General features: G+C 65.5%; 20 protein-coding genes. 8 read left to right on the top strand and 12 right to left on the bottom strand.

All coding sequences use genetic code 11. The features are described from left to right. The 3 genes from FOS14_RS12125 to FOS14_RS12115 all read right to left on the bottom strand — a co-directional run bounded on the left by FOS14_RS12125 (position 1) and on the right by FOS14_RS12115 (position 2451). Complete coding sequence (locus tag FOS14_RS12125; protein WP_143770835.1) at positions 1-420, bottom strand: ChaB family protein; 420 nt, start codon at positions 418-420, stop codon at positions 1-3. Then, positions 389-889, bottom strand: coding sequence for a CinA family protein (locus tag FOS14_RS12120; RefSeq protein WP_143770833.1), 501 nt, complete (start codon positions 887-889; stop codon positions 389-391). Before FOS14_RS12120 ends, FOS14_RS12125 begins: the two co-directional genes overlap by 32 nt. Positions 890-993: 104 nt before the next feature. Next, entirely contained in the window at positions 994-2451 is a 1458-nt protein-coding gene (locus FOS14_RS12115) for an aminotransferase class I/II-fold pyridoxal phosphate-dependent enzyme (protein ID WP_143770831.1), read from the bottom strand. A 76-nt stretch (positions 2452-2527) separates the two neighbouring features. On the opposite strand from FOS14_RS12115, the gene FOS14_RS12110 reads away from it, so the two are divergent. Next, positions 2528-2926: an STAS domain-containing protein gene (locus FOS14_RS12110; RefSeq protein ID WP_143770829.1), complete on the top strand. Its 399-nt coding sequence runs from the start codon at positions 2528-2530 to the stop codon at positions 2924-2926. A gap of 55 nt (positions 2927-2981) precedes the next feature. Here the strand turns inward: FOS14_RS12110 and FOS14_RS12105 are convergent, their stop codons facing one another. Beyond that, complete coding sequence (locus FOS14_RS12105) at positions 2982-3839, bottom strand: SDR family oxidoreductase (protein ID WP_143770828.1); 858 nt, start codon at positions 3837-3839, stop codon at positions 2982-2984. 106 nt (positions 3840-3945) lie between these two features. On the opposite strand from FOS14_RS12105, the gene FOS14_RS12100 reads away from it, so the two are divergent. Continuing rightward, the gene (locus tag FOS14_RS12100) at positions 3946-4950 is read left to right on the top strand and encodes an iron-containing redox enzyme family protein (RefSeq protein WP_255450271.1); all 1005 of its coding nucleotides are present in this window, start codon (positions 3946-3948) and stop codon (positions 4948-4950) included. Here FOS14_RS12100 and FOS14_RS12095 read toward each other — a convergent pair. From FOS14_RS12095 to FOS14_RS12080, 4 genes are all read right to left on the bottom strand, one after another. Beyond that, entirely contained in the window at positions 4924-5106 is a 183-nt protein-coding gene (locus FOS14_RS12095; RefSeq protein ID WP_370512222.1) for a CDGSH iron-sulfur domain-containing protein, read from the bottom strand. The genes FOS14_RS12100 and FOS14_RS12095 overlap by 27 nt on opposite strands. Positions 5107-5146: 40 nt before the next feature. Beyond that, positions 5147-5782 (bottom strand): HemK2/MTQ2 family protein methyltransferase, encoded by a 636-nt coding sequence (locus FOS14_RS12090; RefSeq protein ID WP_143770986.1) that lies wholly within the window; start codon positions 5780-5782, stop codon positions 5147-5149. Positions 5783-5910: 128 nt separating this feature from the next. Beyond that, positions 5911-6090, bottom strand: a complete 180-nt coding sequence (locus tag FOS14_RS12085; protein ID WP_143770826.1) for a hypothetical protein — start codon at positions 6088-6090, stop codon at positions 5911-5913. 8 nt (positions 6091-6098) lie between these two features. Continuing rightward, complete coding sequence (locus FOS14_RS12080; RefSeq protein ID WP_143770824.1) at positions 6099-7145, bottom strand: DNA topoisomerase IB; 1047 nt, start codon at positions 7143-7145, stop codon at positions 6099-6101. 111 nt (positions 7146-7256) lie between these two features. Here FOS14_RS12080 and FOS14_RS12075 point away from each other — a divergent pair, with 111 nt between their 5' ends. The 4 genes from FOS14_RS12075 to FOS14_RS12060 are packed head-to-tail and all read left to right on the top strand — an operon-like array spanning position 7257 to position 10891. Next, on the top strand, positions 7257-8789 hold the full coding sequence (locus tag FOS14_RS12075; RefSeq protein WP_143770822.1) for an FAD-dependent oxidoreductase: 1533 nt from the start codon (positions 7257-7259) through the stop codon (positions 8787-8789). Then, on the top strand, positions 8789-9358 hold the full coding sequence (locus FOS14_RS12070; RefSeq protein WP_143770820.1) for a type 1 glutamine amidotransferase domain-containing protein: 570 nt from the start codon (positions 8789-8791) through the stop codon (positions 9356-9358). Before FOS14_RS12075 ends, FOS14_RS12070 begins: the two co-directional genes overlap by 1 nt. 4 nt (positions 9359-9362) lie before the next feature. Then, complete coding sequence (locus tag FOS14_RS12065) at positions 9363-10181, top strand: BON domain-containing protein (RefSeq protein ID WP_143770818.1); 819 nt, start codon at positions 9363-9365, stop codon at positions 10179-10181. Beyond that, complete coding sequence (locus FOS14_RS12060; protein WP_221936704.1) at positions 10178-10891, top strand: metallophosphoesterase; 714 nt, start codon at positions 10178-10180, stop codon at positions 10889-10891. Before FOS14_RS12065 ends, FOS14_RS12060 begins: the two co-directional genes overlap by 4 nt. Positions 10892-10945: 54 nt before the next feature. On the opposite strand, the gene FOS14_RS12055 is transcribed toward FOS14_RS12060, so the two are convergent. The 4 genes from FOS14_RS12055 to FOS14_RS25500 all read right to left on the bottom strand — a co-directional run bounded on the left by FOS14_RS12055 (position 10946) and on the right by FOS14_RS25500 (position 13251). Beyond that, entirely contained in the window at positions 10946-11185 is a 240-nt protein-coding gene (locus tag FOS14_RS12055) for a CsbD family protein (protein ID WP_143770815.1), read from the bottom strand. A 92-nt stretch (positions 11186-11277) separates the two neighbouring features. Continuing rightward, positions 11278-11901 carry a hypothetical protein gene (locus tag FOS14_RS12050; protein ID WP_143770813.1) on the bottom strand — a complete coding sequence of 208 codons (624 nt, stop codon included), beginning with the start codon at positions 11899-11901 and terminating at the stop codon, positions 11278-11280. A 34-nt stretch (positions 11902-11935) separates the two neighbouring features. Continuing rightward, on the bottom strand, positions 11936-12982 hold the full coding sequence (locus FOS14_RS12045) for a sulfate ABC transporter substrate-binding protein (protein ID WP_143770811.1): 1047 nt from the start codon (positions 12980-12982) through the stop codon (positions 11936-11938). A gap of 176 nt (positions 12983-13158) precedes the next feature. Then, positions 13159-13251 (bottom strand): Ms4533A family Cys-rich leader peptide, encoded by a 93-nt coding sequence (locus FOS14_RS25500; RefSeq protein ID WP_370512218.1) that lies wholly within the window; start codon positions 13249-13251, stop codon positions 13159-13161. Between the two features lie 184 nt (positions 13252-13435). On the opposite strand from FOS14_RS25500, the gene FOS14_RS12040 reads away from it, so the two are divergent. Beyond that, positions 13436-13765 carry a hypothetical protein gene (locus tag FOS14_RS12040; protein ID WP_255450270.1) on the top strand — a complete coding sequence of 110 codons (330 nt, stop codon included), beginning with the start codon at positions 13436-13438 and terminating at the stop codon, positions 13763-13765. A gap of 76 nt (positions 13766-13841) precedes the next feature. Continuing rightward, a complete protein-coding gene (locus FOS14_RS12035; protein ID WP_143770810.1) occupies positions 13842-14747 on the top strand; it encodes an STAS domain-containing protein in 906 nt (301 codons plus the stop codon). Position 14748 lies beyond the last annotated feature (1 nt).

Raw genomic sequence — 14748 nt, 5'->3', positions numbered from 1 at the left:
TCACCGGTTGCGCGCGGACTGGCGCCGATTCTCCTTCTTGATGGCCGAGACCAACTCGTCCTTCTTCATCTTCGAGCGACCCGAAATATCCAGGCGCCGCGCGATTTCCATGAGGTGCTTCTTCGTCGAGTTGGCGTTGACGCCTTCGGCGCTGGCGCCCTTGGCATTCGGGCCGCCGCTGCGGGCGCGCTGATCCGACGGGCCCTTCTTGTCCTTGGCTTCCCAGTGGTCACCGACCTTTTCGAAGCTGTGCTTGAGCGCGCTGTAGGCGACCCGGTGCGCGCGCTCGCCCTCGCCGTACTCGTCGGCCGCGGAATCGTGGGCCTTGGCGAAGGTCCGCTGCGCCTTCTCCGGTGACTTTTGCAGAGTGCTCGGTAGCTCGCTCTTCTTAGCCTTGCCGCTCTTCGTCGTCTTGGGCATCGCGGTCCTCCTTCAACTTGTCGATCAGTATTCGCAGTCCTTGAACCACAGCGCAGTCCACGATTTCGCCAGGATCCCCGTCGTAGTCGTGCAGTTCGGCGAAGATTCCCCACGGGGTGCTCGACGCGAACCACACGGTGCCAGGCGGAACATCTTCTTGCGGTTCGGGTCCGCCCTCGCCGGTCACGCCCAGGGCCATATCCGCGCCGAGCAGTTTGCCGACGTTGCTGGCCATGTGCCGCGCGCAGGTTTCGCTCACCACGGGGCAGTCGGGAACATCGAGCACCGAGGTCTTCACATCGCGCGCGTACGCGACCACCGCGCCGCGAAACCATGTCCCGGCAGACGGCGCCGCCGCGAGGTAGCTCGCGATCTTGCCGCCCGTCAACGACTCCGCGACGGCCACAGTACGGCCGGTCTTACCGGCCAACTCGGCGATTGCCTCGGCAAGCTGCACGGGACTACACACCGCTGCTGGCTACCCGGGGAATGTGCTGGTAAAACCCGCCACCGAGCCGGCGAGACAATGGCTAGGGAGACGGTTACTCGCGAAACGTCTACCTAGCCATCAGTTCACCGCGAGACTCGAATCTGCTCGAGACTTGGGTCGCTCGCGTCGGGAATCGCCATCCCCGCCTGTACCCCGGTGCGCAGGTATTCGATGACCGCCTCGTTGAGCCGCTCCCCGGGGACCGCCGCCGGGACTCCGGGCGGGTAGGGCGTCAACTGCTCGGCGCAGATCCGACCGACGGCGTCGGCGGCCGGCACCAACTCGGCTGGGCCGAAGAACGCATCGCGCGGCGTCAGCACCGTCTCAAGTTGCAGATCCTGCGGGCTGGGCAGGGACATCGGCGCAGGGTGTGGCAAGTCCGGCAACGCCTCGCGCATTCTCGTCAGCGCCGACAGCAGCCGTTTGCCGGTGTCGGGACCGTCGGCGAACGACATTGTGGCCAAGATCCGGCGGTGATCACTCAGACCGACGTCTATGAATTCGTTCTCCCGCAACCAGTCCGCACACTGATAGCCGCTGCGGCCGGTTTCGCTCACGTCGATGAGGATCTGCAGGCGGTCCAGATCGACCGAGGCGGTATTGCCGCGCAGCTCTTCGTCCAGTACGTGCAGGCCGGGCATTCGGTCGATTTCGGTGCGCAAGCCGTCCGCCAACTCCAGTGCGGCACCGAGGAGTTCCTTGCCATGTTGCACCATCTGACGCCGCCAGCCGTCGATGGCCGCATACATCATCACGTTCGGGCTTGTCGTCATCAACAGGTCGGCGCAAGCCGCCAGATGGCGCCAGTCCACCAGGTCGCCTTGGCGATGAAACACCGAGCCCTGCTCGAAGCCGGCACCCATCTTGTGCACGCTCACCACGCAGACGTCGGCGCCGGCATCCATTGCCCACGTGGGCAAGTCGGGATGGAAGGGCAGGTGCGCGCCCCAAGCTTCATCCACGATCAACGGCTTGCCACGTCGATGACACACGTGCGCTATCCCAGCAATGTCGGCGCACGTGCCGTAATGCGTCGGGCTCACAATCAGAGCGCCAGCGGCGTCCGGGTTGTCCTGCCAGGCCTGCTCCACCTGTTCCGGCGACGGCGGATGCGCAAGGTGACGTTCCGCATCCCACAGGGGGGTAATCCATTTCGGATCCACGCCGGAGAAGATCAATCCCGCCACCACCGACTTGTGGCTGTCGCGTCCGAGCAGTAAGCCACCCTTACCGCCGGCGACCGCCAGCATCGCGGCCTTGACCGACAGCGAGCTTCCGCAGGTGGAAAAGAACGCGTCCTCGGCGCCGACCGCATCGGCCATGAGTTGCTCGGCATCGACGAGACAGGAGTTTCGCGCGAGGCGGTCATCTATGCCGCTCGTCGCCAGGACGTCCATCCGGAACGGCTCGATCCCCAGAACGTCACGGACCGACTGGTCGATGCCACGACCCTGTCGGTGTCCGGGCGGGGTGAATCCATAGCGTCCGCGCCGGTGGTATTCGGCGACGGCATCGAGTAGGGGCGCTTGGGACTGATCCATGGCCACCGGCTACCCGTTTCGGTGCGGGTTACCGCCAACCGCTTGAGCAGGAAGTTTCGCGGGTATAGCGAAAGCCATGAAGGGTGGCCCGGCGCCGCGACGCCTGTTCGCGCCAGCTTTCGAACCCACCGGCCTGGTGCTCGCCTACCTGGAACCGACCGTCGACCGTCCGCCCGTCCTGGTCGCCAACGGCACGATCGATCTGTCCACCGACGAACAGTTCGCCACCGCGCTGGCCGAGTCGGTAGAACGCAACACCGAACTCGTTCTGGACCTGCGCGGAGTCGGTTTCATCAACACCCGCGGACTGATGCTGCTCGACGATGTCGGCCTCGAGTTCAACAACATGCACGCGCGCGCCGCCCTCGCGGCCGGCATGCAACTGCTGCGGCTGTGCCGAGTGCTGCGCATCGACCGCAACATCCCCGGCTTCCGCAGCATCGACAGTGCCTGCGCGGCCGTCCGCCAGTACTAGTCGGTGACGGCCGAAGTGAGCATCGCAGGCGCCCGCGGGCGCTAGTGCCCTGTCACTAACCAGGCAGCGTTTCGCCCCCGGTGGGCGCGAGCACCTCGCCGGAGTAATACGACGAGAGCGCACCGGCCGCGAAGAAGACGTACGACGGGGCGATTTCGTCGGGCTGCGCCGGTCGGCCGTAGGGCACCTGCCCACCGAAGCTGGCGACCTTCTCCTCGTCCATCGTGGCCGGGATGAGCGGCGTCCAGACCGGTCCCGGCGCAACACAATTGACTCGGATCCCGCGCTCGTGCAACGACTGCGCCAAAGAGTAGGTGAACGCGTTGATGGCGCCCTTGGTCGCGGAGTAATCGATGAGCGACTTGTTGCCGCGTAACCCGTTGATCGAGCCGGTGTTGATGATGCAGCCGCCGCCGGTCAGCTGCTCCAACGCCGCCTGCGTGCAGTAAAAGTAACTGTCGATGTTCACCGAGAACGTGTGGCGCCACTGCTGCGCCGTCAGCTCGGCGAAGTCCTGCACCGGGTTCTGACAGCCCACATTGTTGACGAGGATGTCCAGCGCGCCCAGTTCGACGACCGTGTCGTGAACGACTTGGCGACACTGCCGCTCGCTGGCCAGATCACCGCGGAAGGAAACGCAGCGGCGCCCGGTCGCGGTGACGAGTTTGCAGGTGTGCTTTGCGTCGTCATCTTCGGACAGATACGCGATGGCCACATCGGCGCCCTCCTTCGCAAAGGCCACCGCGACCGCGCGACCGATCCCCGAGTCACCGCCGGTGATAAGCGCCTTCTTGCCTTCGAGAAGCCCGCGGCCGACATAGTCGCGCATTTCGTCGCGCGGTTGTTGATCCATCTCTGCAGTGCTGCCCGGGTATGGGATCTGTTCCGGTTCACGTTCGGTTTCCGACTCCATACGTGCCGCTTACCCACATCCGACGCCGGCAAGCAGTGCCCCGCCTACGCCTCCCGGTTTCAGCCGAGACGCAGAGAGGTAACCGGTGAGCATGCTTCGTGCGCGCATGTCTGCCCCACTGCCTCAGCCGCGCGGTCCTGTCTCCGACGCGGTGATCTCGACGCTTGCGCAGTCGCAGCCGCATTCGCACCTGGCAGGCGGGCGCCCCGGCGATCCGATCACCCACGCCGACCCGCTCGGCGGGGATCTGCAGCTGGCGCTCTACGTCTGCTACGAGTTGCACTATCGCGGCTTCAGCGGGGTCGACGACGACTGGGAATGGGATCCGCAACTGCTGGCGTTCCGGGGGGTGCTCGAAGAGCGCTTCCTGAACTACCTGCGGGGACACACCGGCGGCGGCACCGACGTCACCGGCGCACTCGACGCGCTCAGCACCGAGCCGGTCGATGATCAACCGAACAGCCTGTCGCACTATCTCGCCGAGCATGGCACGTGGGCTCAGCTTCGCGAATTCTTCGTCCACCGGTCGCTGTATCACCTCAAGGAGGCGGATCCGCACGCTTGGGCGATTCCGCGGCTCGTCGATGGCGCCAAGGCGGCGTTTGTCGCCGTCGAATTCGACGAGTTCGGCGGCGGCCGCGGTGACCGCATGCATTCCACGCTGTTCGCGGCCCTCCTGCGCGCCGCCGACCTGGACGCGACCTACCTCGGTTATATCGATTGCGTCCCACCGGAAGCGCTGGCCACCGTGAACTTCATGTCGCTGTGCGGGCTGCACCGCGGGCTGCGCGGCGCATTGGTCGGACTGTTTGCCGCCGCCGAAATCACCACGGCGCCAAGCGCAAAGCGCATTGTTGCCGCACTCGACCGACTCGATGGTCCGCAACCATGCCGCCACTTCTATACCGAGCACATCGAGGCCGACGCGGTCCACGAGCAGGTGCTGCGCCACGACGTGGTCGGCGAATTATTGCGTCAGGAACCGGAATTGGCTGCGGACGTGATCTTCGGCATCGAAGCTTCGGAATGGCTTGAAGCGCGACTCGCCGACCACGTGCTCGGCCACTGGCGCCGGGGGGTCAGCTCACTGCTGCCCGTCCGCACTGTCTGAACGTTGTTTCGCCGTTCGGCACCGCTTGCGATGACTGGTGTCGCACAGCGGGTATGACTTGCTGCGCCGGCAGACACACAATGCCACCACGAAGCGCTCCGAGCGCACCACCGTTCCATCCGGAAGTTCGATGTCGACGGGGCCGTCGATCAGCACCGGCCCGCCGGGAACCGGGCGCACCCGGTTGCCCACGCGGTCAGCGGGGCCGGCTGGGCTTGTCTGCACGAATGACCACCAATTCCTCACTTGTACAATCGCTTTGACATAACCCCTGATCGCACAGATAGCTCGCGCGCCGACGCAGCACCGGGCCGAACGGTATTCGGCTACGCGCCACGACAGCGGCCTTGAGCCCGCCCGCGCGGAGCTGGCGCAATGTTTGATCTTCGCCGGTGAATTCGGACTGCACAATTAGCATGAAGCCGCCGGGTCGAAGTAACTCGGCCCCACGCTCGCACAGCGGGTCCATAAAGAATCGCCCGTCCGGGCCGGCGTCCCAGCGCCGCGACCGCATACCCTCGGTCGCTCGGCCGCACGGCACGTACGGCGGATTGCTCACCACGACGTCGAACGGCGCGAGATCGAGCGCCTTTTCGAGTCCGCCACGGTGGGCGTCCACCGGCAGCCGGTGCACCCGCGCGTTCAACCGGGCGCAGCCACAGGCACGTCGGGAAATATCAACGGCAGCAACAGATTCAGCGCCTAGTCGCGCCGCACATAGCGCCAACGCCCCGGTGCCCGTACAAAGATCGAGCACGCGCGCACCGGCGGGCATCGAAGCCTCGGCCAGCGCGGCGGCAAGCAACCGCGTATCTTCCTGCGGGCGATACACAGTGGGAATGCGTAGCAGCACAGCTGGCAGCAGCGTGTCGGCTGGTGTTGTCACGCTGTCTCCTCTCGACGCGGCCGCGAGACCTAGTGGAGACAGCGTTACCCGCCTGCGACAAACGCAAACGCGCCTTAGTCGCGCATCTCCTCGTCATCGAGATCTACTTCGAAGCTCTGCTCCCAGACGTCTGCCGGGTCGGCGTCCAGCGGCACGCTCGACGGCTGCGCAACCTCTTCTTCCTCAGCAACGGACTGCTTCTGCTCGAGCACGTCTTCAATCGGCGAGTCGTCTGGTCCGAGCGGTTCGGTCATGGCTTACCTCACCCCTTCTCGTTGATCACCTTTGGTTGCTGCCGGGACCTTTTTCGTAGCAAACGAACCACCGCTTTGTCGACAATCTGTTGCTGATCGTCGTCGCTGTCGGCACGTTGGGCCCGGCGAAGCGCGGCGGCGATCGTCTCCCCGGCCTCGTAAGCCTCGATCACGCGCGGATCGATGTAAGAGCCGCGCGCCACTGCCGGGGTGTTGCCCAGCGCCTCCGCCACCCCGGCGATCACCTTCTTCTCCACCCGCTTGTGGTTGCGGATACCCTCGACGTCGGTCGCCTCCGCGCCGAATGCGGCCGCAGCCAGAACCGTCGCCTGCCATGTTCGTAAATCTTTTGCGGTGCAATCAGTTCCAGCGAGCTCTTTGAACCGGCAGTTGATGTCGTCAGCATGCAGTTCCCGGTAGCCGTTGCCGTTTCGGTAGGCCAGTAGCCGATCAGATGGGCTACGACTGCGCTGCAGGGCGCGGATCACGCGCGCAAGTTCGGGGTCGTAGATCCGCACCCGGCGCCGAATACTCCCCTTGGCCAGATAGTCGAACAACATCTCGTTTCCGGATACCGTGACCTGTTCGCGCAATAGCGTTGCCACACCGCGAGTCCCGTGTTCCTCGGCGTACTCCTCGCCGCCCACCCGAAACACGCCCCGGTCCAACAGGCGCAGCGCGGCCGCGGTGATGCGCTCCTGTCCGAGGCCGGACTGCGTGAGGTCGGCACGCACCTGACTGCGCAACCGCGGCAGGTTGGCGGCCATCACGAGCACTCGGTCGAACTTCTCCTCGTCGCGTTCGTTGCGCCACTGTTCGTGGTAGAGGTACTGGCGCCGCCCGGCGGCATCGACGCCGACCGCCTGGATATGGCCGTTGCGGTACGGGCAGATCCATACCTTTCGCCACGCCGGCGGGATGACCAGCGCGCGGATGCGGTCGAGCGCATTCTCGTCGGTGAGTCGCGTGCCGTCCGCGGCCACATAGCTGAACCCGCGTCCGCGCCGGACCCGTTTGATCCCGGGCCCATAGGGGCGGCTGCGCCGCAGTCGCATTGGCAACCTCCTGCGAAGACTCGATCGGCCGGAGGTGGTAGTACCCGCATTTACGTGGGGATATCCGCGCGGCTGGTTTTGTCACCCGACGCAGCGGGCACCCTCACCCTCGTGACGTCTCTGTGGCTGGACAACGCAACCACCGCGGCGCACCCATCGCTGCCGCCGGACTTGCGCTTCGATGTCGTCGTCGTCGGTGGCGGGCTCACCGGCTTGGTGGCCGCGGTACTGCTGGCGCGCGGTGGGGCCCAGGTGGGGCTCGTGGAAGCACGAACGATCGGAGCCGGGGCGACCGGCAACACAACCGGCAAGATCAGCCTGTTGCAAGGCACCCAACTGTCCACGATTGCCGGGCGCCATTCGGCAGACAAGGTCGCCAAGTACGTCGAGGCCAACCTGGAAGGCCAGCAGTGGCTGCTTCGATTCTGTGCGGACAACGGCGTGGACGTGCAGCACGAGTCTGCTTACACCTATGCCCAAAGTCCCGACGGCGTCGAGCAGGTCCGCGCCGAATTGGAACACTGTCGCCGCGCCGGTCTGGACGCGCAATGGGAAGCGCAACCGGATGAATTGCCGTTTCGAACATTTGGCGCTGTCCGCCTCGACGATCAAGCCCAATTCGATCCCGTCGACGCGCTCAATGCCCTGGTCGAGGAGGCGCAACGTCGCGGTGTGGCGATCTTCGAACACACCCGCGTCACCGGTGTCCACGGCGACTGCTCGGTCCGCCACCACCTCGGCGAACGGGTAGTGCAGTCCGAGTCCGGCGATATCCGTTGCGACGCGGTAATTCTGGCCACCGGCACTCCTATTCTCGACCGGGGCGGCTACTTCGCGCGATTGCATCCGAATCGCTCCTACGCCTTGGCCTTTCAGGTGCCCGGAAGCATTCCCCGAGGCATGTACTTGTCGGCCGAGTCGCCGACCCGCTCGTTGCGTTATGCCCCGACTGATTCCGGCGACGCCCTGCTCGTCGGCGGGAACGGGCATTCGGTCGGCCGCGCCGAGTCCACCAAGGACAAAGTGGTTGAGCTGATTGACTGGACGCAGCAACACTTTCCAGGTGCCCAGCTCACCCACTCGTGGGCCGCTCAGGATTACGCACCCGCGGACGGCCTGCCCTACGTCGGACCAATCTTGCCGGGCGCCAACCGCATTCTCGTTGCCACCGGCTACAACAAGTGGGGCATGACGAACGCGGTCGCCGCGGCGCTCGCACTGACCGGTCGCATCCTCGGGGGTGTCATGCCATGGTCGCGGGCGTACGAGGCGTGGACGCCCGCGGAAATCGGCGGCGCGACCACGGCCGCCAAGCTCAACGGTGAGGTCGCCGTGGCAATGGCCGGGGGCTGGCTACGCGCGGCGCTGCGCAACTCGTCGGCCCCACCCGCCGAAGGCGCCGGGCGCGTCGAGCGACACGGGCTGCGCCCCGTCGGCGTAAGCACCGTGAACGGCACCACGCGAGCGGTCTCCGCTGTGTGCCCGCACCTGTACGGGGTACTGCGATGGAACGACGCCGAATGCAGCTGGGACTGCCCGTTGCACGGTTCGCGATTCACCCCCGACGGCGACGTGCTGGAGGGCCCGGCAACGAGGCCGCTCGGACAACCAGCTAACCCATACCCGAACGGAAAGGACGACTGATGACTTCCGAAACCACCCTCCGCGGCCGCAAGATCGCCATTCTCGCTACCAACGGCGTTGAGCAGGTGGAGTTGACCAAGCCGCGGGAAGCGGTGGAAAACGCGGGTGCGCAAACCACTCTGGTTTCCCTGGAATCCGGTTCCATCCAGGCGATGAACCACGACACGGAGAAGGGCGACACTTTCCCGGTCGACGCGGTAGTGGACGACGTCTCCCCCAACGACTTCGACGCGCTCATCCTGCCCGGTGGCACCACCAACCCGGACAAGCTGCGCCAGAACAGCGCAGCCGTGCAGTTCGTCAAGCGATTCGTCGACAGCGGCAAACCAGTCGGCGTCATCTGCCACGGCCCCTGGACTCTCGTGGAGGCCGACGTGGTGCGCGGGCGCACCCTGACGTCTTACCCGAGCGTCCGCACCGATATTCGCAACGCGGGCGGCAATGTCGTGGACGAAGAGGTGGTCACCGACAACGGCCTGGTGTCCAGCCGCAACCCCGGCGACCTGCCCGCTTTCTGCGCCAAGATCGTGGAGGAGTTCGCGGAAGGACGCCACGCGAAGGCCTCCTAATGGTATGAGTACCATCGACCGGCTGCTGCACACCTTGACCAAGGTGTGCAACGTGTTGGCCACCACCGACATTCGGTTCGCTGTGGCCGGCGGCTGCGCGGCCTATGCACGCGGCGGTCCGCCGACCGATCACGACGTCGACATCTTCATCAAACCGTCCGATGTTGCCACCGCGGCGTCCGCGCTGGTAGCCGCCGGGCTGCGGGCCGCCCAGCCACCGGAGAACTGGCTGCGCAAGGTTTACGACGGGGACACCCTGGTGGACCTGATCTTTCGGCCGAACGATCGCCCGATCACCGATGAATTGCTCGACCGCTGCGATGAAATGCGCGTGGGCACAACGACAGCGCTGGTGATCACCGGCACCGATCTGATGGTCGACAAGTTGCTGGTTCTCGATAACCATCGACTCGACTTCACTGCCCTGCTGCAGATTGCCCGCGCCTTGCGCGAACAGGTCGACTGGGCGAAGGTTCGCGAAGCCACTGCCGAATCGCCCTACGCCCGTGCCTTTTTGGGTCTGGTGACGGATCTCGGCATCGCGGTGCCGAACTCCGAAGTGGCGGCCGCGAGCGGCACCAGGCCGCAGTATGTGGCCGCCCATCTACACCGTGCCATTGCCGAGGATCCGCGCACGGCCGAACCGGCCGTCCAGGTAACGGTGCGGGACGGAGTTCTGCATGTGACCGGCGAGGTCTCGAACGCTCAGCGCCGCAAAGACATCCAGGCGATCATCCGCGAGCACGCCGGGACGCTACCGGTACACGAGGATCTCCACGTCCTCGACTGCACCCATCCGGGCCGTCCGGAGGAGGTGCGCTGATGCGAATCGCGGCAATCGGCGACATCCACCTCGGGGCGGACTCGAGCGGCGAACTGCGTCCCGCCCTGCTGGATATCGGTGAACACGCCGACGTGCTGCTGGTGGCCGGCGATCTGACGAGGCACGGCACGTTGGCCGAGGCACGGGTAGTGGCGGGCGAACTCGCCGATCTCGACGTGCCGGTCATCGGTGTATTGGGCAATCACGACTATCACAGCGATCAGCAGAATCGAATTCTGCAGCTACTCAACGACGCCGGTTTAATCATGCTCGAGGGCAATTCGACCACGGTGAACATCGACGGCACCACGCTGGGCGTGGCCGGAGTCAAGGGGTTTGGCGGCGGCTTCGCCGGCGCCTGCGCCAGTATGTTCGGCGAGCGCCAGATGAAAGACTTCGTCGGCCATACCGTAGAAATCGCCGACCAACTCCGAAAGGCGTTGGCGACGTTGACCACCGACGTGACGGTCGTTCTCACGCACTACGCACCCACCAGCGACACCTTGGCGGGCGAACCCCCGGAAATATTTGCCTTTCTGGGTTCTTACCTGTTGGGCGAGCCGATCGACGAGATCGGCGCGGACCTCGCGCTGCACGGTCACGCTCACGCCGGTACCGAACACGGTGAAACTGCGGGCGGGATCCCGGTGCGTAATGTCGCGGCGCCGGTAGTGAAATCGGCCTACGCGGTTTATGAACTGAACAACTGACCCAAAACCAAGATGGGACCGGCACCCGAAAGTGCCGGCCCCATCGCGAGGTTGCTAGTTCTGATGCGACTGCTGCCGCTCCTCAGCTTCCTTGGCCTCGCCGCGGGCCGCTTCCGCCTGAGCTTCACGCTTGGCGACCTCGCGCTGTTCTTCGGCCTTGTCTTGCTGGGCTTCGCCTTCTCGAGCCAGGTCGTCCCTGCCGAGAACCGATCCGGCAGCCTCCTTGGCCTTGCCCTTGACGTCTTCAACGACGCCCTTGACGCCTTCTTTTGGTCCGGTGTTTTCCTGGGCCACTTGATCTTCCTCCCTTGTCGGGGTTGCTTGCGTCCCTCGACTACCCGTCGCAAATGGCGCTAAACATCGATCATGACCGGGTCCACAAGTTCCTACTTGGCGGCCGGCGGCGGGGTGAACGGCTTGATCTGCGATTGGTAGACGTAGTTACCGATCGCGATGGCGGCCGTCGGAGCGCCCACCACAACGGCTCCGCCGATGGCGCCGACCGGGGCCAGCAGCGCAGCGCCGGCGACGCAGCCGGCCAGCGGACCGGCACCCAGCAAGGCCAGCAGCGGCGCGGTGGCGACGCCGGCGGTCACGGCACCGAGCACGCAACCGGTGGCGCCCGCCGCGACGGCACCTCCGGCGGCACCGGCGGTCGCACCGGTGGCGACGGTGTCCTTCATCCGGGTGAATTCCCACTGCTCACGATCGCTCCAGGTCTTGAAGCGCGGGTCGGGCGCGTCGGCCGGATTGGTGCCTGGCACGGTGGCAACCGCCGCCGCCTGCTTGACCACCGGGGCGCCAGTCGGGCTCGGCGCGCCGACCAGACTGAGCACCGGCTCGAGCAGTGCGTTGAGTTGGCCCGCGGCGGGAGCGACCACGCTGTTCGCGGCGGCCACCGGGTCCGGTGCGGGCGCCGGGTCAGCGGCGGCAGGTGCGACGGCGGCGCCGAGTGCGGCGACGGTCAAGACGGAGAGCGCGCCCGAGGTGCGCAGGGTGCGAGTGTTCATGGGTCGTTTCCTCATCGGTTGGGTATGGACGTGACTACTTGGTCGCGGTGTCGTAGATGACGGCGATGGATCCGGTGTTGGGCGTGAAGAGTTGCTTGTCGACGCGTGCCCAGCCACCGAGGTCGGCGATCGTCCACAGCTTCTTCGGGGCCGGGAACTCACTCGCGAATTCCTTGGCGACGCTGCCGTCGACCGGACGGAATCCGGCCTTGGCCCAAAGCCGTTGCGCGTCGGGGGTGAACAGGTAGTCCCGGAACGCGGTGGCCTTGTCGAGGTGCTTGCTGGTCTTGACCACGGCGACCGGATTCTCGATCTTGAAGGTCTGCTCCGGAACGATGTGTTCGACTGCCGCACCGCTGCGTTCGAGCGCGAGCGCCTCGTCCTCGTAGCTCAGCAGCACGTCACCGGTTCCCTGCAGGAACGTCTCGCTGGCTTCGCGCCCGGACTTCGGTTGCACCTTCACGTGGTCACCGACGAGGGCGTGAATGTAGTCGAGCCCAGCCTGCGGATTTTTGCCGCCCTCGCTACGTGCGGCATACGGCGCCAACAGGTTCCACTTGGCGGATCCGGAACTGAACGGATTCGGCGTGACCACTTGCACGCCCGGCGCGAGCAGGTCGTCCCAGCTGTGGATGTGCTTCGGATTGCCCTTGCGGACCACGATGCTCACCACCGAGCCGAACGGGATTCCCTTGTCGGCGTTGCTGTTCCAATCCGCGTCGACAAGCCCGGCGCTGACCAGGCGAGTGACGTCCGGTTCGACGGAGAAGTTGACCACGTCGGCTGGCGCACCGCTGGCAACCTTGCGCGACTGATCACCGGAGGGTCCGTAGGAGCCTTGCACGGTGATTCCCTTACCGGCTGCGGTCTGCGCAAACGCGGGGGCAACCGCGTCGAAGCCCGGCTTCACCACCGAATACGCGAACAGGCTCAACGTTTCCGCGGATGCGCCGGAGGACCGGTCAGGCGACGCCGCCGAGTCACTCGCGCCGCCGCCGCAGGCGGTCAGCAGCACCGCACTGCCGGCGAGGGCAGCCAACGCGGCTTTTCGCGGCAACCGTTGCAGCACAAAACTATTCATTTCCAGTCCTTCCGAACGGACCCGCACAGGGACTCCTGGCGGGAGGAATGCCGAGCCCACTACGCGCAGCGGCGTGCGCGGGGACCAGCGAGGAATCTCGCCGAAGCGAGGCAGAGAAGCTAACGCCCGAGGGCTACGCCGACACTTGTCGGGCCCGGGAAGCAGCGTTCAAAGAGTTAGCGACAACACGCAATGTCGGAAACCGCAAGCGCGCCAATAGCGATCAACGCCAGTTCATGGCGGATCTCGGCGGAACGGTTCGCGGACATGGTGGGAAAGGCTAACACAGCAACGGAGACTGTCAAACTTTTCGGCGATTTGCAGCCAGATTGCTGCCTGCCGGTGACCTAGTCGTTCTCGACGGCCCGGTTGACGCAAACACGTCGAATTCGACTATCGCGGCTGGGTATCTTCTATAGGAGCTCGCCCCTACAACTGACCGCGGAGACAGCCATGCGCCCCAGATCGTCGATCTCGAAGCTTTCCCTTTCCCTGGCCGTGGCCGCGATTGCGGCCGGACCGTTTCTCTCGGCGTGCGACCAGGTGAAGGAAGCGACCAACAAGGGCGGCGATACGCCCTGCAACGAGTACATCGGGCAAGACTCCGACACCCAGCGCACCACCGTCACGAAGTACTTGAAGAGTCGCAACGACGGTAACGACCCCTCGGGCACCGAGGTCAACTCGGCTATGACGGCCATCGATTTGCTGTGTCGCGTGCAGGCCAACGCGAAGACGCCGATCAAGAACGCCGACCTGACCGGGATTTTGGCGCCGAAGTGACCCCGGAGTGGGCGAAAATACTCCCGGCGACACCTGAGTTTGCCGTCCACTGCACACGCGTGAGGGAGTCCAGCAGATGACCGAGGCCGTCGTCGACTCGTCCGGGCCCGCCCAGAGCACCGAACGGACGAGCGACACCTTGTTACCCCAACTCGTCCAGCACCTCCGCCAGAATCGGACGGTGCTGCGCGAGGAATGGGCGCGGCGCATCACCGACGCCGAGCTGTTGACGGCCATGACGCCGGAGGAAGTGTTTTCCGAGGCCACCGCCGTGTACGACAACTACGTCGAGGTGCTCGAGACCGGTAGCGTCGAGGCGCTGCAGGCCTACGCCCGCGACCTGTCCGAACGCATCATTCCGCGGGGCGTGGAAACCCACGAGGTGCTCGGCATCGTGCTGCTGCTGCGCGACGTTCTGGCGCGGTCGCTGTTCGAGAAGTACCAGTCCGACTTCGATCTGCTCAACCGCGTCCTCGACGCCTACGAGCCGGCCGCCAACCGAATCGCCAACACCGTGGGCGTGAGCTTCGTGCAGGAGCGCGAACGCATTATTCGCCAACAGCAGGAAGCGATTCGGGAACTGTCCACGCCGGTCTTGCAGGTCCGCGAGCAATTGCTGATTCTGCCGATCATCGGCGTGCTCGACGGACAGCGGGCGCGGCAGCTCACCGAGCAACTCTTGCGAGCGATCCGGGCCAACCGCGCCAAGGTGGTCGTCATCGACATCACCGGTGTGCCGACCATCGACTCGACCGTCGCCAACCACCTGGTGCAGACCGTAGACGCGTCGGGCCTGATGGGCGCGAGCGTGATCATCACCGGCCTGTCGTCGGAGATCGCCCTGACCCTGGTCACCATCGGCCTGGATCTGTCGAAGATGAATGCCGTCGGCGACCTGCAGGGCGGCATCGAGGAGGCCGAGCGGCTGCTCGGGTACGAGGTCAGCCGTGTCGGTGACGCGGCTATCCGCGAGCTGCGCTGAC

Source organism: Skermania sp. ID1734 (genome assembly GCF_007489285.1).
GTDB lineage: Bacteria > Actinomycetota > Actinomycetes > Mycobacteriales > Mycobacteriaceae > ID1734.
Note: the sequence above shows the minus strand (reverse complement) of the source record. Positions and strands in the feature narration are given on the sequence as shown.